At 68.5% G+C, this 18,946-nt stretch carries 14 protein-coding genes; 5 read left to right on the forward strand and 9 right to left on the reverse strand.

Annotation, left to right across the window (positions count from 1 at the left end; translation table 11 throughout):
* Positions 1-15: 15 nt before the first annotated feature.
* Positions 16-915, reverse strand: a complete 900-nt coding sequence (gene gluQRS, locus HHL10_RS04055) for a tRNA glutamyl-Q(34) synthetase GluQRS (protein ID WP_310734518.1) — start codon at positions 913-915, stop codon at positions 16-18.
* Between the two features lie 41 nt (positions 916-956).
* On the reverse strand, positions 957-1,949 hold the full coding sequence (locus tag HHL10_RS04060; protein ID WP_169159066.1) for a LysR family transcriptional regulator: 993 nt from the start codon (positions 1,947-1,949) through the stop codon (positions 957-959).
* A gap of 76 nt (positions 1,950-2,025) precedes the next feature.
* Between HHL10_RS04060 and HHL10_RS04065 the strand changes: the two genes are divergently transcribed.
* Complete coding sequence (locus tag HHL10_RS04065; RefSeq protein ID WP_169159067.1) at positions 2,026-2,727, forward strand: pirin family protein; 702 nt, start codon at positions 2,026-2,028, stop codon at positions 2,725-2,727.
* Positions 2,728-2,791: 64 nt separating this feature from the next.
* On the forward strand, positions 2,792-3,511 hold the full coding sequence (locus tag HHL10_RS04070) for a DUF599 domain-containing protein (RefSeq protein ID WP_169159068.1): 720 nt from the start codon (positions 2,792-2,794) through the stop codon (positions 3,509-3,511).
* Positions 3,512-3,786: 275 nt separating this feature from the next.
* On the opposite strand, the gene HHL10_RS04075 is transcribed toward HHL10_RS04070, so the two are convergent.
* Positions 3,787-4,779, reverse strand: a complete 993-nt coding sequence (locus HHL10_RS04075; RefSeq protein ID WP_169159069.1) for an alpha/beta fold hydrolase — start codon at positions 4,777-4,779, stop codon at positions 3,787-3,789.
* Positions 4,736-5,470 carry a sulfurtransferase gene (locus HHL10_RS04080; protein ID WP_169159070.1) on the reverse strand — a complete coding sequence of 245 codons (735 nt, stop codon included), beginning with the start codon at positions 5,468-5,470 and terminating at the stop codon, positions 4,736-4,738. The genes HHL10_RS04075 and HHL10_RS04080 overlap by 44 nt, the downstream gene beginning before the upstream one ends.
* Positions 5,471-5,510: 40 nt before the next feature.
* Here HHL10_RS04080 and dnaE point away from each other — a divergent pair, with 40 nt between their 5' ends.
* A complete protein-coding gene (dnaE, locus tag HHL10_RS04085; RefSeq protein ID WP_169159071.1) occupies positions 5,511-9,035 on the forward strand; it encodes a DNA polymerase III subunit alpha in 3,525 nt (1,174 codons plus the stop codon).
* An 80-nt stretch (positions 9,036-9,115) separates the two neighbouring features.
* On the forward strand, positions 9,116-9,595 hold the full coding sequence (locus tag HHL10_RS04090) for a hypothetical protein (protein ID WP_169159072.1): 480 nt from the start codon (positions 9,116-9,118) through the stop codon (positions 9,593-9,595).
* Positions 9,596-9,622: 27 nt separating this feature from the next.
* Here HHL10_RS04090 and HHL10_RS04095 read toward each other — a convergent pair whose 3' ends face one another.
* Positions 9,623-9,931: a ComEA family DNA-binding protein gene (locus HHL10_RS04095; protein WP_169159073.1), complete on the reverse strand. Its 309-nt coding sequence runs from the start codon at positions 9,929-9,931 to the stop codon at positions 9,623-9,625.
* A gap of 257 nt (positions 9,932-10,188) precedes the next feature.
* Between HHL10_RS04095 and msbA the strand changes: the two genes are divergently transcribed.
* Positions 10,189-11,928, forward strand: a complete 1,740-nt coding sequence (gene msbA, locus HHL10_RS04100; protein ID WP_169159074.1) for a lipid A export permease/ATP-binding protein MsbA — start codon at positions 10,189-10,191, stop codon at positions 11,926-11,928.
* Between the two features lie 48 nt (positions 11,929-11,976).
* On the opposite strand, the gene HHL10_RS04105 is transcribed toward msbA, so the two are convergent.
* The 4 genes from HHL10_RS04105 to HHL10_RS04120 form a co-directional block, all read right to left on the reverse strand.
* Positions 11,977-12,987 (reverse strand): acyltransferase family protein, encoded by a 1,011-nt coding sequence (locus HHL10_RS04105; protein ID WP_169159075.1) that lies wholly within the window; start codon positions 12,985-12,987, stop codon positions 11,977-11,979.
* 69 nt (positions 12,988-13,056) lie between these two features.
* A complete protein-coding gene (locus HHL10_RS04110) occupies positions 13,057-15,141 on the reverse strand; it encodes a glycosyltransferase (protein ID WP_169159076.1) in 2,085 nt (694 codons plus the stop codon).
* A 263-nt stretch (positions 15,142-15,404) separates the two neighbouring features.
* Positions 15,405-17,435, reverse strand: coding sequence for a glycosyltransferase (locus HHL10_RS04115; protein ID WP_169159077.1), 2,031 nt, complete (start codon positions 17,433-17,435; stop codon positions 15,405-15,407).
* Positions 17,436-18,081: 646 nt separating this feature from the next.
* On the reverse strand, positions 18,082-18,846 hold the full coding sequence (locus tag HHL10_RS04120; RefSeq protein ID WP_205832901.1) for a hypothetical protein: 765 nt from the start codon (positions 18,844-18,846) through the stop codon (positions 18,082-18,084).
* Positions 18,847-18,946: the final 100 nt, after the last annotated feature.

Raw genomic sequence — 18,946 nt, forward strand, 5'->3', positions numbered from 1 at the left:
GCTCCTACCGACAGCCTACGTTTCGATCGCCCAGCGCCGGGCCCAGGCTGCGGTCGCCCCGGACAGCCAGCTCACCACCTCACCGGCTTCCACCCTTGGCAACTCCAGTGCCTGGGCCGCCGCCTGCAGCGCGGCCAGGGGGTCGTCCAGCGCCAGCGGCGGCGCGCCATGCTGCTTGGACAGCTTTTCTCCCCGCGCGTCCCGCACCAGCGGCAGGTGCAGGTACGCGGGCTGCGGCGCGCCCAGCTGGCGCTGCAGCCAGATCTGGCGCGGGGTGTTGTCCGCCAGGTCCTCGCCGCGCACCACGTGGGTGACGCCCTGCAGCGCGTCGTCCACCACCACCGCGAGCTGGTAGGCCCAGATGCCGTCGGCGCGCCGGAGCACGAAGTCGCCCACCTGGTGTGTGAGGTCCTGCGCCTGCGCGCCCAGCCGGCGGTCGTGCCAGGCGATGCGCACCGGCGCCGCCTCCGTGCCGCAGCGCAGCCGCCACGCGCGCGCCGGCTTGCCGTGCAGCCCGTCGCGGCAGGTGCCGGGATAGACGCGCTCCTCGTGGCGCTGGTGCGCGTGCCCCTGGGCCTGCAGCGCCGCGTCGATGTCGCGCCGGGTGCAGCCGCAAGCGTAGGCCAGGCCGCGCTGCACCAGGCCGTCCAGCGCCTGCTGGTAGAAGGCCTCGCGCTGCGACTGCCACAGCGGCGGCTCGTCCGGATGCAGACCCAGCACGTCGAGCTGGCGCAGGATCTCGCGGTCCGCGCCGCAGACGCAGCGCGGCGTGTCGGTGTCCTCGATGCGCAGCAGCCAGCGCCCGCCATGCGCGCGCGCATCGAGCCAGCTCGCCAGCGCGGCCACCAGCGAGCCCGCATGCAGCGCGCCCGTGGGCGAGGGCGCGAAGCGCCCGATGTAGGGTTTCACTGTCACTGCAGGATTCGTCTTCTCGTCTTCGATGAGCGCCGGGCCGGTCAGTCCACCGGCGTGACCATGCCGGCATGGCGCTCCAGCAGCGCCTGCCGCGTGGCCGGGCTCTGCAGCTGGTCCAGCCACCACTGCAGCGCCAGCCCCTGCGGCGCCTTGCGCGGCTGCGGCGCGGCCGAGGCGCGCCAGGCGTAGCCCACGCGCGCGCGCGTCTGCTTGCGCTGCGTGGCCTTGACCACCAGCCGCCCGGCGCGGATGTGCTCGCGCGCCAGCGGCTCGGGCACGAAGCCGCAGCCCAGGCAGCGCAGCTGCGCCTCGATCTTGGCCTGCAGGCTCGCCACCGTGAACACGTCCTGCCCGGGCAGCAGGTTCACCGTCAGCGGCGTGAGGCGCTGCGCCGAGTCCGCCACGGCCACTGCGCGGTGCTTGAGCAATTCGGCGTCGCTGATCGGGCCGTCGTGGCCGGCCAGCGCGTGGTGCGGCGCCACGGCGAACACGAAATCCAGCTCGCCCAGCGTGCGCAGCTCGATGCCTGCCGGCACGGCGTGGTCCACGTCCACGCCGATGGCCAGGTCCGCCTGGCCCGACACCAGCGCCTCCCAGGTGCCGGCCAGCACCTCGGTGCGCAGGCGCAGCCGCGTGCCCGGACCGTCCTGCCCGGGCGTGGGGCGCAGCGCGAAGAAGGCCTCGCACAGCTCGAACATGGTGAGCCTGGAGATGATCCCGTCCATCGCCACCGTGAGCTGCGTCTCCCAGCCGCCGGCCACGCGGCGCACGCGGTGCGCCACGGCCTCCATCTCGGCCAGCAGGCGCCGGCCCTCGCTGAGCAGCTCCTCGCCGGCGGCGGTGAGCTTGGCCTGGCCGGAGCGGCGGTCGAAGAGCAGCACGTCCAGCGCGTCCTCGAGCTGGCGCACGCTGTAGGTCAGAGCGGAAGGAACCTTGCCCAGCTCGCGTGCCGCCGCGGCGAAGCTGCCGCAGCGGGCGATGGCGTCCATCATGGCCAGGGCGTCCGGCGTCAGGGCGTTGTGCCGCTTCATCATCGTTTCATCTTATTTGAATGGGCGCTTCAAGCCTCTAAGCCCTTATGGGATCAGCCTGCCGCCTACAGTGGCCCGCATGATGACGCTGCGCAAATCCGAGGACCGCGGTCACGCCGACCACGGTTGGCTCAAGAGTTTTCACACCTTCTCGTTTGCCGACTACTTCGACCCGGCCCACATGGGCTTCGGCAACCTGCGGGTGATCAACGAGGACCGCATCGCCCCCGGCACCGGTTTTGGCACCCATGGCCACCGCGACATGGAGATCCTGAGCTACGTGCTCGAAGGCGCGCTGGCGCACAAGGACAGCATGGGCCACGCCGGGATCATCCTGCCCGGCGAGGTGCAGGTGATGAGCGCGGGCCGCGGCGTGCGGCACAGCGAGGTCAACGGCGCCACCGGCACGGTCACGCATTTCCTGCAGATCTGGCTGATGCCCACCGAGCTGGGCATCGAGCCCGCCTACGGGCAGCGCGCCATCGCGCCCGAGCGCAAGCGCGGCCGGCTGACGCTGGTGGCCGCGCCCGACGCGCAGGAGGGCGCGCTGCGCTGGCATGCCGACGCCCGGCTGTACGCGGGCTGCTTCGACGGCGACGAGGCCGCCACGCTGCCGCTGGCGCCGGGCCGCCTGGGCTGCGTGCACGTGGCGCGCGGCAGCGTGGAGCTCAATGGCCAGCGGCTGCGCGCGGGCGACGCGGCCATGCTGCGCGACGAGGCGCGGCTCGATCTGCGCGCCGGGCAGGGCGCCGAGGTGCTGGTGTTCGATCTCGCACCCTGAGCGTCCCACTTCCCGGGCCGTGCCGACCCGGGAGCGCGCCGGGGCGCCGCTACAGTGGCGCCCCATGAAAAACGTGCTCGATGTGCTGGCGCAGCTGCCCTGGCTGGACTGGCTGGCGCTGGTGGCCTTCGTGGCCGGCTGGAGTGGCTACGCCAGCTTCGCGCGGCGCCAGGGCCTGGCCGAGCGCTCGCTGCTGGCCACCAGCAACCGCGTGCGCCGGCAGTGGATGGTGCAGGCCACCTTCCGCGACAACCGCGTGCTCGACGGCGTGGTGGTGCAGAACATGTCCTCGGCGCCCAGCTTCTTCGCCTCCACCACCATCCTGATCATCGGCGGCCTGCTGGCGATGCTCTCCACCACGGAGCGCGTGGCGGAACTGGTCAAGGAGATTCCCTTCGCCGCGCGCACCAGCGTGCTGGTGTTCGACATGAAGCTCGTGCTGCTCACGGGCATCTTCGTGTACGCCTTCTTCCGCTTCACCTGGAGCCTGCGCCAGTACAGCTTCGGCGCGCTGCTGGTGGGCGCGGCGCCGGACCGGGACGTGTTCGCCGCCATGGGCGAGAAGGCGCCTGCGGAGCGCCAGGCCTTTGCCGACCGTGCCGGGCGCGTCATGGGCCTGGCCGCCGAGGCCTTCAACGACGGGCTGCGCGGCTACTACATGGCCTTTGCCGTGGTGGGCTGGTTCTTCTCGCCGCTGGTGTTCATGCTGGCGACGGCGGGCGTGCTGTGGGTGCTGTACCAGCGCGAGTTCCACTCGGACGTGCTGGACGCGCTGCGGGGGTGAGGGGCGTCGTGGCGCCGCAATGGCCCGAAGGCTGAGATGTCACGCCTTCCATTTCGTCATTCCCGCGCAGGCGGGAACCCAGGCGGTCCCCAAGTCAGCCAGGGATGATCAGTCGGCATCCCAGGTAGTTCTGGCATCGGCCTGCCTGCGCCTCTACTTACGGCCAACAGGGGGCCGCCTGGGTCCCCGCCTGCGCGGGGATGACGAAACCGGTGTGCGGAACGCGTCAGCTCACGGCCTGCATCCCAACAGCTGCTCCCGGGCAGCCCTACAGATCAGCGCCCCTCGATGAACCCCTGCGCCGCCGCCAGGCTGCGCGCCGGCGCCTCCTCCTGCGGCAGGTGGCCCACGCCGTCGAGCAGTTGCAGCCGGCTGCCGGGAATCTTCTGTTGCAGCGCCCGCGCCTGGGCCGGCGGCGCCAGCGCGTCGGCCTCGCCCCACAGCAGCAGCACCGGCAGGCGCAGCCGGGCGAAGGTCGCGTCGGCGTCGGCCGTGGACTGGTCCTGGCGCCACTGCTGCAGCAGCGCCCAGCGGTTGCCCTCGCGCCGCAGCAGCACCAGGCGGCGTTCGACCTGTTCCGGCGTGAGGCGGCTCGGGTCGGCGTAGAGCGACTGCAGCGCGCCGGTCACCAGCGGGCCCGGCAGCATCGAGCTCACCACCCATTGCGGCCAGGGGAGCGACGGCGCCAGGCGCAGCACCGGCGGCAGCACCTCGGCCGCCAGCGGCGCGGCGGCCACCAGCAGCAGCCGCTGCACGCGCCGCGGCGCCAGCAGCGCCATCTGCACCGCCACCTCGCCGCCGCGGCCATGGCCCACGACGCGCACCCGCGCCACGCCCAGCTGGTCCAGCAGCGCCAGCATGCGGCGCGCTTCGGTCTCGCTGCGGTAGTCGTCGCCCGGGGCTGCGTCGGACAGGCCGTTGCCCGGCAGGTCCAGGCGGATCACGCGGTGGGAGGCCTTCAGCGCCTGGGCCCAGGGTTCCCAGTCGTGCAGGCTGCCGCCCACGCCGTGCAGCAGCAGCAGGGGGGCAGAGTCTTGCAGCGGGCCCTCGTCGCGCAGGTGCACGGCGGCGCCCTGGAGCTCGACGAAGGTGGAGGGCGGCATGCCCCAGCGTTCCACCAGCGTCTGCACCGGCCACTCGGGAGCGCGCCACCACGCGGCCGCCGCGGCGCCGGCCATCAGCGTGAGGCCGACCAGCCGCAGCAGCCTGGCGCGCAGGCTGCGCTCAGGCGGCGGGCTGGAGGTCCGGCGCCAGGCCGATGCGCTCATCGAACACGAAACAAGCGCCGCGCCAGCGCGGGGCGCTCGTTTCCTCGAAGTACTTGAGGATGCCGCCTTCGAGCTGCCACACACGGGGCAGCCCGGCGTCCTGCATCAGCAGCGCCGCCTTCTCGCAGCGGATGCCGCCGGTGCAGTAGCTCACCACGGTCTTGTCGCGCAGCCCGTCCAGGTTCTCGTGCAGCGCGGCGGGAAAGTCGCTGAACTTCTGCAGCCGCCAGTCGATGGCGTCCTCGAAGGCGCCGGCATCGACCTCGAAGGCGTTGCGGGTATCCAGCATCACCACGGGGCGGCCCTCGTCGTCGTGGCCCTGCTCCAGCCAGCGCGCCAGCGTGGGCGCCGGCAGCGCGGGCGCGCGGCCTTGCGCCGGCCGGATCGCCGGGCGGTTCATGCGGATGATTTCGCGCTTGATCTTCACGAGCAGTCGCTTGAAGGGCACGGTGTCGCTGATGCTTTCCTTGGGAGCGATATCGGCAAATCGCGCGTCGGCTTGAAGCTGCGCGACCCAGCCGCGCACCGCTTCCGGGGCGCCGGCCAGGAACAGGTTGATGCCTTCCTCGGCGAGCAGCACGGTGCCCTTGAGGCCCCGTGTCAAGGCCTCGGCGTGGAGCTTGTCGCGCAGGGCGGCCGTGTCGGGCAGGTGCAGGAACTTGTAGGCGGAGATGTTCAGTACGGCGTTCACGGCCGGGATTCTGGCAGGGGGGGCTTCGTAAAATCCCGGGATGCCTTTCGTTCACCTGCGCACTCATACCGAATATTCCGTCGTCGACGGCACGCTCCGCATCGACGAGGCCGTGGCCGCGGCACGCGCCGACGGCCAGGTGGCGCTGGGCATCACCGACCTCAACAACCTCTTCGGCGCCGTCAAGTTCTACAACACCTGCCGCAAGAAGGGCCTCAAGCCCGTCATCGGCGTGGACGTGTGGATGGAGCCCGAGGAGGGGCAGGCACAGCCCAGCCGCCTGGCGCTGCTGGTGCAGAACATCGACGGCTACCACAACCTCAGCGAACTGCTGGCGCGCGCCTGGACACGCAACACCCAGCGCGCGCAGGCCTGGGTGAAGTGGGAGTGGCTGCAGGAGCTGGGCGAGGGGCTGATCGCGCTCTCCGGCGCCGACTGCGGCTGCGTCGGCCTGGCGCTGACGGCCGGCGACCTGCGCCGCGCCAAGGCGGCGGCGCAGCGCCTGGCGGCGCTGTTCCCGCAGCGCTTCTACCTGGAGCTGCAGCGCGCCGGGCTGCCCGGCAACGAGGCGCATGTGCGCGCGGCGGTGCAGCTCGCGGCGCAGCTGCAGCTGCCGGTGGTGGCGACGCACCCGGTCCAGTTCCTGGAGCCCGCGGATTTCGAGGCGCACGAGGCGCGCGTGTGCATTGCCGAGGGCGAGACGCTGGGCAACCCGCGCCGGGTCAAGCGCTTCAGCCGCGAGCAGCACTTCAAGACCCAGGCCGAGATGGAGAAGCTGTTCGCCGACGTGCCCAGCGCCATCGCCAACACCGTGGAGATCGCCAAGCGCTGCAGCCTGAGCCTGGTGCTGGGCAAGCCGCAGCTGCCCGACTTCCCCACGCCGCTGCTGCCCGACGGCAGCCGCATGCCCATCGCGGACTATTTCCGGCAGGCCTCCTTCGACGGCCTGGAGCAGCGCCTGCAACTGCTGTTCCCCGACGCGGCCCAGCGCGAGGCCGAGCGAGCGCGCTACGTGGAGCGGCTGGAGTTCGAGATCGGCACCATCCTGAAGATGGGCTTCCCAGGCTACTTCCTGATCGTCTCGGACTTCATCAAGTGGGCCAAGGAAAACGGCTGCCCCGTCGGCCCGGGCCGGGGCTCGGGCGCGGGCTCGCTGGTGGCCTACGCGCTGCTGATCACGGACCTCGACCCGCTGCAATACAACCTGCTGTTCGAGCGCTTCCTCAATCCCGAGCGCGTGTCGATGCCCGACTTCGACATCGACTTCTGCCAAGGCAACCGCGACCGGGTCATCGAGTACGTCAAGAACAAGTACGGCCGCGAGGCGGTGAGCCAGATCGCCACCTTCGGCACCATGGCCGCCAAGGCCGCGCTGCGCGACGTGGGCCGCGTGCTGGGCATGGGCTACGGCCACGTGGACAGCATCGCCAAGCTGATCCCCGCGCCGCCGGGCAAGACGGTGACGCTGGCCAAGGTGCCGGACAAGCCCGAGTCCAACGTCATCTACGCGCGCCAGGAGGCGCCGGAGCTGGAGCAGCGCGAGGCCGCGGAAGAAGAGGTGGCCGAGCTGCTGAAGCTGGCCATGAACGTCGAAGGCCTGGTGCGCAACATCGGCATGCACGCCGGCGGCGTGCTCATTGCGCCGGGCAAGATCACCGACTTCTGCCCGCTCTACCAGCAGCCCGGCAGCGACTCGGCGGTGAGCCAGTACGACAAGGACGACGTGGAGGCCATCGGCCTGGTGAAGTTCGACTTCCTGGGCCTGGCCACGCTGACCATCCTGGAGCTGGCGCGCCAGTTCATCATCAGCCGCCACCCGGACCGGAAGGACTTTGCGTTCGAAACCATCCCGCTGGACGACCGGCGCGTCTACGAGCTGTTCTCCAAGGGCCTGACCGAGGCGGTGTTCCAGTTCGAAAGCCGCGGCATGCAGGGCATGCTGCGCGACGCCAAGCCCAGCCGGCTGGAGGACCTGATCGCGCTCAACGCGCTGTACCGTCCCGGCCCGATGGACCTGATCCCCACCTTCGTGGCGCGCAAGCACGGCCGCGAGCCGGTGGAGTACCCGCATCCCTTCACCGAGCCGGTGCTGGCCGAGACCTACGGGATCATGGTCTACCAGGAGCAGGTGATGCAGGTGGCGCAGGTGCTCGGCGGCTACTCGCTCGGCGGCGCCGACATGCTGCGCCGCGCCATGGGCAAGAAGAAGCCCGAGGAGATGGCCAAGCACCGCGAGATCTTCCGCGCCGGTGCGAAAGAGAAGGGCATCGACCAGGCCAAGGCCGACGAGGTCTTCGACCTGATGGAGAAGTTCGCGGGCTACGGCTTCAACAAGTCGCACGCCGCCGCGTACTCGCTGCTGGCCTACCACACGGGCTGGCTCAAGGTGCACTACACGGCCGAGTTCTTCGCGGCCAACATGACCATCGAGCTCGACGACACCGACAAGCTCAAGGTGCTGCTGGCCGATGCGCGCGGCAACTTCGGCATCGAGTTCGACCCGCCGGACGTGAACCACAGCGTGTACCGCTTCGAGCCGGTGGAGAACAAGCGCATCCGCTACGGGCTGGGCGCGATCAAGGGCACGGGGCAGGGGGCGATCGAGGCCATCGTCGCCGCACGCAACGAGGGCGGCCCCTTCAAGAGCCTGTTCGACTTCTGCGCCCGCGTGGACCGCAGCCGCGTCAACAAGCGCGTGGCGGAGGCGCTGGTCAAGGCCGGCGCCTTCGATGCCCTGCATCCCGACCAGCGCGCCTCGCTGCTGGCCAGCGTGCCGCTGGCCTTCGAGTGGGCCAACACGCAGGCCGCGCATGCCGACCAGGGCGGCCTGTTCGACTTCGGCGACGACGCCCATGGCGCCAGCACCCAGGAGCCGCCGCTGGTGGCGGTGGAGCCCTGGAGCATCAAGGAGCGGCTGCTGCACGAGAAGACGGCCATCGGCTTCTTCCTCAGCGGCCACCTCTTCGACCAGTGCGAGCAGGAGGTGCGGCGCTTCGCGCGGCTGCGCGTGGCCGAGCTGCAGGACAGCCGCGAGCCGCAGCTGCTCGCGGGCATCGTCACCGAGCTGCGCATCGTCAACGGCGCGCGCGGGCGCGTGGGCATCTTCAAGCTCGACGACCGCAGCGGCTTCATCGAGGCCGTGGCCGACGAGCGGCTGCTCGACGCCAACAAGGAGCTGCTGCGCGACGACGAGCTCGTCATCGTGCAGGGCAAGGCCCAGCCCGACCGCTTCAGCGGCGGCCTGCGGCTCAATGTGCAGCAGGTGTGGGACCTGGCCGCCGCGCGCTGCCGTTTCGCGCGCTACCTGCGCGTGCCCGTCAACGGCACCACGCCGCCGGTGGAGGAAGTGCTGCGCGACTTCCCGGCGCGGCGCCTGGAGGACGAGGCCGGCGAGCACCTGCAGGGCCTGACGGTGCGGCTGCTGCTGCAGCGCGAGGGCGCGCAGGCCGAGCTGGACCTGGGCGACGCCGCGCGCTTCTATCCCAGCGACGAGGCGCTGGCGTGCTGGTCGCGCGGCACGCATGGCCTGAGCCGCCTGGTGTACGGCGCCGAAGCTACAAGCTGATTCAACTCCAAGGCTGGATGCTGTCGCCGCTGCGGGCGCGCGGCACGTTGGACATGTCCAACCATAAGCACGGGAACCGAATGAAGTCCTTTTTCTGCGCCACGCTGGCCGCCGTCTCGCTCCTGTCCCTGGCGCCCGCGCGCGCGGCTGACGTGGGCGTGTCGGTGCAGATCAGCGACCCGGGTGTGTACGGCCGCATCGACATCGGCCGCTTCCCGCAGCCCGCCGTGGTGGTGGCGCAGCCGGTGGTCGTTCAGCAGCCGGCCTACGTGGTGGCGCAGCCGCAGCCGGTGTACCTGTGGGTGCCGCCGGGGCACCAGAAGAGCTGGAAGAGCTACTGCGGCCGCTACAACGCCTGCGGCGTGCCGGTGTACTTCGTGCAGGACCGCTGGTACCGCCAGCACGTGCTGCCGTACCGCGGCGAGCGCGGCGGCTACCGCGACGACGACCGCCGCGACCGCGGTGACTGGGGCGATCGGGGCGGCTGGGATGACCGTCGCGACGACCACCCCGGCCGCGGTCATGGCCATGGTCACGGCCACGGCAAGCACAAGGACTGACGGGCGCGGCGCCGCGCCGCGGCCTGCTCAGCGCGGCGGCGGCGCCTCGTAGGGCTGCTCGCCCACGCGCAGCCCTTGCTCGGAGAGCCGGGCGGCGCTCTTGGCGCTGACGCCGGGCACGCGTTTGATCAGGTCGGCCCAGTCGGCGAAGGGCTGGCGTGCGCGCTCGGCCAGCAGCTTCTCCGACATCGTCACGCCGATGCCGCGCAGCTGCTCCAGCTGCGCCTGCGTGGCGGTGTTGACGTCCACGGCCGCGAGGGCAAGCGGCGCGGTCAGCGTGGCGGCCAGGACGGCGGCGCGGCGGCTGGCCGTGCGCAGGGCAGGCAAGAGGGACATGGGCACGCTCCGGAGAAGGCGGGCGTCCAAGGTAGCACCCCCGGCGCTCCACACGCGCCCTGCCTGGCGCCGCGTTTTCCGGGCGGCGGGTGCGGGGTGACGCTGGAAAATCCCTTCATTCCGCCACCTTGTGCACGTGCGCGCTCAGGCGTGCTGGCGAAGCGGCTTTTCGCGGCTGGCGGCCTGCAAAACTTCGCTAGCATCGCGGCCCTGATGACAACGCACTTCCTCCGGCCGCGCCCCGCTCGGAGAACGGCATGAGCAGTACTCCGACGACGAACAAGCAGATCGCCAAGAGGCTGGCCCGCTATTTCTGGCCCGAGCGTTACGGCCTGGCGGTGGCCATCGTGGCCTTCTTTGCCGGCTCGGCCACCGAGCCGCTGATTCCGTGGCTGTTGCAGCAGGCACTGGACAAGGGCTTTCTGGAGAAGCCGGCCTTTCCGCTGTGGTCGGTGCCCGTGGCGTTGATCGGGCTGTTCATGGTGCGGGGCGGGCTCAGTTTCGCGGGCACCTACATGCTTCAACGCAGCGTCTCGCACGTGGTGCTGGAGCTGCGCCGGCAGTTGGCTGCGGCGGTGTTGCGGGCCGACGCGCCGCTGTTCTCGCAGTTCCCCCCGGGCGTGATCGTGACCAAGGTCATCAACGATCCGCAAAACGTGGCCGGCCAGCTGGGCGGCGCCATCATCACCGTGCTGCGCGACGGCACCACCGCGATCGCGCTGCTGGGCTATCTGTTCTATCTGAACTGGCAACTCACGCTGCTGGCACTGGTCACGGTACCGATGCTGCGCTTTGGCGTGCGCGCGGTGCACCGGCGTATCCTGCATGTTGGCTCGGCGGGCTACCAGGAGCAGATCCGGCTGGTGTCCGTGGTCGACGACCTGGCGCGCGCCTGGCGCGTGATCCGCACCTTCGACGCCGCGGACTTCGAGACGGGGCGCTTTGCGAGCCAGGCGCGCGTGGTGCAGCGCTATGCCGTCAAGAGCGCCGCGGCCTCGGCCATGATGACGCCGATGTCGCAGCTGGTGGCCAGCCTGGGCGTGGCCGCCATCGTGACGCTGGCGCTCTACCAGGCACAGCAGCAAGGCGCCACGGTGGGTGAGTTCGCCGCCTACGTGGCGGCACTGCTGCTACTGGTGTCCAAGACACGGCCGCTTACCGACGTGTCCCAATCCATCGTGGGCGCCTTGATCGGTGCGCGTGCGAGCTTCGAACTCATGGACTCACCGCCGGAACCCGACCTGGGACAGCGCACGCTGGAGCGGGCGCAGGGGACAATCACGTTCGAGGACGTGACGGTGCGCTATCCCGGCACCGAGCAGCCGGCGCTCAAGGCGCTGTCGTTGACGGTGCAACCCGGTACCACGGTGGCGCTGGTGGGCAGCTCGGGCGCGGGCAAGACCAGTGTCGTCAACGCACTGCTGGGCTTTGCCCAGCCGGAGTCAGGGCAGCTGCTGCTCGACGGCGTGCCGGTGCAGGAGCTGACCAAGGCCTCGCTGCGACGGCAGTTCGCCGTGGTGTCGCAGGAGATCGTGCTCTTTGACGGTTCCATCGCGGCCAACGTCGTCTATGCCCAGCCCTTCGACGCCGCGCGGGTGGAAACCTGCCTGCGCGCCGCGGCGCTGTGGGACTTCGTGCGCAGCCTGCCCGAAGGGCTGCAGACGCCCATCGGCGTCAACGGCAGCCGGCTTTCGGGCGGCCAGCGCCAGCGCCTGGCCATCGCCCGCGCGCTCTACAAGGACGCACCGGTGTGGATCCTGGACGAGGCCACCTCGGCGCTGGACACCGAGAGCGAGCGCGCCATCCAGCAGGCGCTGGAGCAGTGGCAGGGCCAGAAGACGATGATCGTCATCGCCCACCGGCTGAGCACCATCCGCAATGCCGATGCCATTTGCGTGATGGAGAACGGACGCGTTGTGGAGCAGGGAACTCATGCCGAGCTGCTGGTACAGCACGGGCGCTACGCGGCGATGGTGCAGGCCCAGCAGGCCGCTTGACGCGTTACAGGGTAGGTCCCGGTTTCCCACGGGACCGCAGGCGGCCGGTCAAGTGTGAAGCGGTTGCGCCAGCTTCTCGTCGTCGGGCGCCTTCACGGGATTGACCTTCTTGCCGTGCAGCGGGCGGTCCATCAACACGACCATCAGCCAAGACAGCAGCAGCGTCACCGCGAACGACACGGCGAAAAAGCTCAGTGGGCGGTCATAGCCGTACCCGGACAGGAACCAAGCGCCCACAGTCGTGTGCAGCAGGTACATGGGGTAGGACAGGTCGCCGAGCCACCGGTCAAAGGTGCCGGTCCTGATCTCGGCCAGCGACACGACCACCCAGGCCGACAGGGGCACCGACACGAGAATGCCGCAGTTCCAGGGCCAACTGCTGTCATGCAGCCAGTACAGGCCGTGCAGGCACCAGATGACGACACTGAGCACCGGCGCCGCATAGCGGGCCAGGGCTGCTCGGTAATGGCACACCACCGAACCCGCCGCAAAAGCCACTAGGCAGGTGCCGAAACCGGAATAGCGCACCGCAAACGTCTGGACCCCAAACCCGAACTGCTGATTGGCTGCCAAGGCCACCAGCAGCGCCAGGATGGCCGCGTGCCGGCTGCGGGCAAACAACGGCATCAGCGCATACACCCATACCTCGACAAACAACGCGCCTGCCACTGGTACGGGCAAGGCCGGTAGGGACACGAACGGGACCATGGCGATATTGCTGAGCCACTGCCCGGCCGTCTGGGGCATGTTGAACTGGGGATTGAGCCGTGCCGGATCGACCTGCGCGGCTCGCAGAGCCGTGAGCGTGATCACGCCCAGGACCAGCACCACGATGTAGCCGGGGTAGATCCTCAGGAAACGGTTAAAGGCGTAGCTCTTGAGGCCTTTACGGTCGAAGCCGTACTTCGTGGTCAGCACGAAGGTCATCAGGTAACCGCTCAGGACAAAGAACCCCCAGACCGCATAGGCGGCTGGTCCATGGATCATGTCCTTGTAGAGATGCGATATCGCGACGAGGAATGCGAGAAAAAACCGCCAACCGCCTAAACCAAGACGCATGAATATTCCTTGAAAAGCGGCTTCCTCAGCCTCACCCGGCCAGCGGCAACGGGACCGATGGCGTGGCGCTCAATCCGCCGCAGCCTGCAGCAGTTCGGCCAACTGGCGCTGCATGCTGCTGCGCGAGAAATGCTCATGAATGTAGGCGGCTGCTCCGCGTGCCTGGTCCATCCATGCGGCCTCGTCGCGCAGCAGCGTCACGATGTGCTGGGCCAGAGCCTGTGCCTCGTCGGCGATGGCGCAGGCCTTTTCCAGGCCCGGCAGGCCCTGTGCACCGACCGAGGTCGTGACCAGCGGCACGCCCTGGGACAAGGCTTCCACTACCTTGTGCTTTACACCCGCTCCGAAGCGCAGCGGTACGACGGCGACACGGCTGGCGGCATAGAGCTCGGCCAATCGCTCGTCGCTGACCCAGCCGGTGACCTCCACCTGCTTCGATTGCAAGGCCAAAACTTCCGGTGTGGGCTTGGAGCCCACCAAGCCGAGCTGCACGTCCGGCTCCTGCGCCCACACCATGGGCATCACTTCCTTGACCAGCCATCGCGCGGCATCGACGTTGGGCGGATGACCGAAGCCGGCCACGAAGATGAGCTGTCGGCTGGCGATGGGGCGCTGCGGCACCACCACTTCATCGAAGCAATAGGCCTGCACGGCCTGTGCCTGGACCCATGGGCATTGGGAACGGACCGAGTCCACTTCTTCTTGCGAGAAGTACACCGATACGTCCACGCGCTGCCAGATGCCGGCCTCCACTTCGTGGAGCTCCGCTGCGGCCTTGCGCATGCCGATGTCGTCCTGCACTTTGGCCTGTGCCCGCACGCGCTGGTAGTGCAGATCATGGCCGTAGTAGATGACATGCGCCTGGGGTGCGTACTGGCGCACCAGCGACAGGAAATGAGCCGTGACATGCGGGCGGTGCATGATGACGTAGCTCAGGTGGGTGCCATAGCGCTGGACCCAGCTGCCGAAATCGCTGCGTTGCGGGCCTGTGATCACATCGATGCCGCTCAGGCGCATCGTCTCGGCGTAGTGCCCGAAATCATTCGAGTTCTCGGGCCAGTACTTGACCACACAGCCCAGCGACACCAGGGCCTCCAGCGACTGCATGATGGCGCGCGATCCGGCATCGACGTCAGGCTGTACGACCAAGTCGTTGGTCACCAGCACGATAGGTCGATGGCGGGCACGGTCGGCCGCCAAGGCGATGTTGTCCGGGCTGTCGGGGAAATGGTCGCGCTTGAGCACCTCGCGCCATTTGTCGAGGAACTTTCCGGCGTTGACGTACTGATAACGCTTGATGCCCGGGTTGGCATCGGTGCCGTTGGAAACGCCCTCAAGGTGCACCACCGTCGAGGCGGGCTGGTAGATCACCAGGCGGCCGGCTTGGCGGATCTGCATCGCCAAGTCGGTGTCCTCGTAGTAGGCCGGGCAGAAGCGCTCGTCGAAGCCACCGAGCTGCCGCCACAGCGCTGCCTCGACCATGATCGAGGCGCCGGAGACATAGTCCGTCTCGCGCAGGTAGTTGTACTCGCGGGCGAAGCGGTTGCCCATGCGGCCGTGGTTACGGCCCGAGCCATCGCTCCAGACGATGCCGCCGGCTTCCTGCAGCCGTCCATCAGGGTAGATCAGCTTGGAACCTACGAGGCCGGCCTGGGGGTGGGCATCGAAAGTTCGGCGCAGCGCGTCCACCGCTTCGGCCATGACCTGCGTGTCGTTGTTCAGCAGCAGCAAGTAGCGCCCGCGCGCCATCTGTGCGGCGGCGTTGCAACTGCGCAAAAAACCCAGGTTCTGCTTGTTGACGACAAAACGCACCCCGGGCACCAAGCCGACGCGCTCGGCGTCAGCCTCGCCCGAGGCGTCCTCCACCACGATCACCTCGTAAGGCATGGTCGGCGGGAAACGGTGCAGCGCGGCCAAGCAGCGCAGCGTCACGTCCACCTTGCCGTAGGCAGGGATGATGATCGACACGTCCGGTGCTTCACTGGTAGCCAATCCGAGCGTTGCCGGGTTAATGCGGGCGCTTTCCAAGACTGGCAGCTCCAGCATCGATGGAGGCGTGGGGGGCGTCACGATGACGTAATCACCGCGCTTCATGCGCCTGCGGATCACGCGCGAGCGGTTCTTGATGCGAACCCAGTGCACAAGGTCGCGCATGTTCTTGGCTGCAGAGGTCCGGGCCGATTTCAACCAGGGCTGCTTGCGCGCGGCAGTAGACACAGATCCTTGGTGTCGAACGGTGACAGCTGCGCGCGGTCGGAGCCGTACCGGGTTGCGGTTTTCCTTCATGTGAGCTTTGCGTCGCCGTCGGGGCTGTTGCTATGAGTCTCGGCAGCGTGTACCTGCAAGGCCTTCCTGGGTGCCGTGGAGAACGCGGGCCCATGACCTTAGCCACAGGCGCTGCCTGTGATGTTTTCGGGTCAGTGTGCCGTGTGGAGCAGCCGCAGCATTTGATCTTGCAGGCTGGCACGCGAGAAATGGTCGTGAATGTAGGCGGCGGCACGCTCCACCAGCCTCATCCACGCAGCGTCGTCGCGCAGCAGTGTCACGATGTGCTGTGCGAGCGCGTCGGCCTCGTCAGCGATGGCACTGGCGTGTTCTAGGCCGGGCAGGCCTTGCGCACCCACGGAGGTCGTGACCAAGGGCACGCCACGTGACATGGCTTCCACCACTTTGTGCTTGACGCCCGCGCCAAAACGCAGCGGCACCACGGCGGCGCGGCTGCGGGTGTAGAGCTCGGCGAGCTGTTCGTCACTGACCCAGCCGGTCACCGCCACCTGCGCCGAAGCCAGAGCCTGGACTTCGGCCGTGGGCTTGGAGCCCACCAGGCTGAGCTGCACGTCCGGTTCCCGCGCCCATACCTTGGGCATCACTTCCTTGACCAGCCATCGTGCGGCATCGACGTTGGGCGGATGACCGAAGCCGGCCACGAAGATGAGCTGTCGGCTGGCGATGGGGCGCTGCGGCACCACCACTTCATCGAAGCAATAGGCCTGCACGGCCCGCACGTTGGCTTGTGGACACTGCGCCTGCACGGTGTCGACTTCCTCTTGCGAGAAGTACACCGAGACATCGGCGCTCTTCCAGATCTTGACCTCGATGGCGTGATGCTGGGCTGCAGCCGCTTTCAACTGTGCGCTGCCTTGCAGCTCGGCCTGCGCCTGGATGCGCTGGTAGTGTAGGTCATGGCCGTAGTACACGATGTGCGCCTGGGGTGCGTGCTGGCGTACCAGTGGCAGGAACACGGCCGTCTGCTCGGGCCGGTGCAGGATGGCGTGATCGATGTGGCGTCCATGCGCCTGAATCCACGCCTTGAAGGCAGGACGGCGCGCCCCGGCGATGACTTCGATGCCCTGTTGACGCAGCTGCTCGGCATACTGGCTGAACTCGAACGGGTTCTCCGGCCAGAACTTGATCACGCAGCCCATGGCCAGCAGTGCCTCCATCGACTGTGCGATGGCCCTGGAGCCGGCATCAACATCGGGCTGCACCACCATGTCGTTGGTGACCAGCACGATAGGCTGGTGACGGGCGCGGTTGCAGGCCGGGAAGATGTTGTGCGGGCTGTTGGCGTAGTGATCGCGCTGCAGTACCTCGCGCCATTTGTCGAGGAACTTCTCAGCGTTGATGTCCTGGAAGCGCTTGACGCCCGCGCTCGTGTCGGTGCCGCTGGAAACGCCTTCCAAGTGGACCACCGTCGAGGCGGGCTGGTAGATCACCAGGCGACCGGCTTGGTGAATCTGCATCGCCAAGTCGGTGTCCTCGTAGTAGGCCGGGCAGAAACGCTCGTCGAAGCCGCCGAGCTGCCGCCACAGCGCGGCATCGACCATGATCGAAGCACCTGACACGTAATCTGTCTCGCGCAGGTAGTTGTACTCGGGTGCAAGGCGATCGCCGAAGCGGCCATGGTTGCGCGCCGAGCCGTCGCTCCAGACGATGCCACCGGCCTCTTGCAGACGGCCATCGGGGTACACCAGCTTGGAGCCCACGAGGCCGGCATCGGAATAAATGTCGAAGGTGTGCCGCAGGGCCTCCACGGCGCCGGGTAAGACCTGCGTGTCGTTGTTGAGCAGCAACAGATAGCGTCCGCGCGCCATCCGTGCCGCCGCGTTGCAACTGCGCAGAAAGCCCAGGTTCTGCTCGTTGGCGATGAAGCGCACGCCTGGCACCAGTCCCGGGCGCTCGGCGCCAGCCTCGCCCGAAGCATCCTCCACCACGATGACCTCATAGGGCACGTCCGGGGCAGCCAAGTGCAGCGAAGCCAGACAGCGCAAGGTCATATCCGCCTTGCCGTAAGCCGGGATGATGATGGAGACCTCAGGAGTCTCGGTGGTCGCCAGCCTGATCATGAGGGGATCGATGCGCGCGTTCTTCGGCACTGGCAAGTCCAAACGCGACACCTGCACAACCAACGGCGAAGCTGTGCGCCCCTGCTTGGCGCGGCGACGCATCAAGCGAGCCCGGTTCGCAATGCGGACTCGGAGCACTAAGTCCTGGAACAAGGCGTGGGCTGAGCGCCGTACGCCATCGAGCCACGAGGTGTTCTGGGGCCTGCGTGCCACCTGCAGCCTGTGACCTCTCGCGGCAGCCGCTGTCTTCAGGTGGTTCAGCCGAGAGGGCTCGTGATGCTTGGGGGCCGTGCGGAAACTTTTCATAAAGAACGGTATTGAAAACGAGCGAGCTGCCGTGGGGCTTGCAACACCATGATCGACCCGGCCCGCTGAGAAACGGCCTGAGAGCGCTGAGCGGAACAGCAGGTATCAAGCGGGGGAGGGAGGCGCGTGGAGAGGCGTTGGACTTCGAGATCCGATTCCGTGAGAGGCCCTTGGCGTCACGCTCGTGCTGCTGCCCGCAGCGACGCACGCGGGGGCGAAAACGACAGAGGTTGACGTGGGAAGCGCGTTGCCGTGTACCACCGGCCGGGCAGGCGCGTGCGGCCTCCAGTGTAAACGGCACCCCGCCGTGGGCTTTTTCGCATTGAGCGCCTTCAGGGTGCGGAACGCTTCTGCAGGGCTTCCTGGTGCTCCAGCGCTTTGTTGGCCCGTCGGCTTCTGCCAGACCGGCTGGCGCTGCCTACAAGAATTCGTGGCCCGTGCCTCAGGTACTGCGCTCCAGCCAGCGCCGGATCGGCCGGCCGATACCCAGCAGCACGCGCTGCCCCAGCGTGCGGCTGTGGCGCTGCCTGAAGATGCGCTTGAACCACTCGCCCTGCATCAGCTCGGGACGGCGCTGTTCGATCAGCTCCAGGCAGAGCTGCTTCATGTGCTGCTTCTCCTGCTCGGCCGTCAGTCCGTTGCGGTACACCTTCATGCCGCTGGTGATGGGCCGCGTGTGGGTGGCCATGACGGCATCGACGATCACGGTGCGCTCCGTGCCCAGAAGCTGCTGCAGCGTGGGCATGAGGTACTTGTCGATGCCCCAGGACGAGACGTTGCCTTCGTAGTACGGCGCGCCGGCCAGGAACAGCGCACCGCGGTAGAAGGGCATCATGACCTCAACCCAGTCGGTGGCGTGGAACAGCCGGTTGGGCAGGCGCAGCGTCCAGCGGTGGGTGTACTCGCTGTCGTGGCTCAGAGCGGGCGAGAAGCAGTCGATCCCGATGCAGCGCGCCAGGTGCAGCGCGTAGTTGATGCCGCTCACGGTCAGTACCACGTCGTCGTCGATCAGGGCGACGTACTCGGGCGGCTCGGCGCGTTCTCCCAGGTGTCGTGCCAGCGCGCTGTAGATCTCGCCCTTGCACTCCGTGGCACCCGAGAGCACGCGGCAGCGCAGCTTGCCCACCCGCTGCTCGGCCGCGGTGACGCGGCCCGAGTAGTCGAACAGCATGAGCTCGAACTCGGGCACGGCGTCGAGATGCAGCATCCGCAATGGCGGGCTGCTGCCGTCCCACGAAAAGAGGACCACAGGGTGGGCGACGGGCGCGGGCGGTACTTCGGACATGCAAACGACACCAGAGAGCAGG

Source organism: Azohydromonas caseinilytica, from assembly GCF_012927045.1.
GTDB classification, from domain to species: Bacteria; Pseudomonadota; Gammaproteobacteria; order Burkholderiales; family Burkholderiaceae_C; genus Azohydromonas; species Azohydromonas caseinilytica.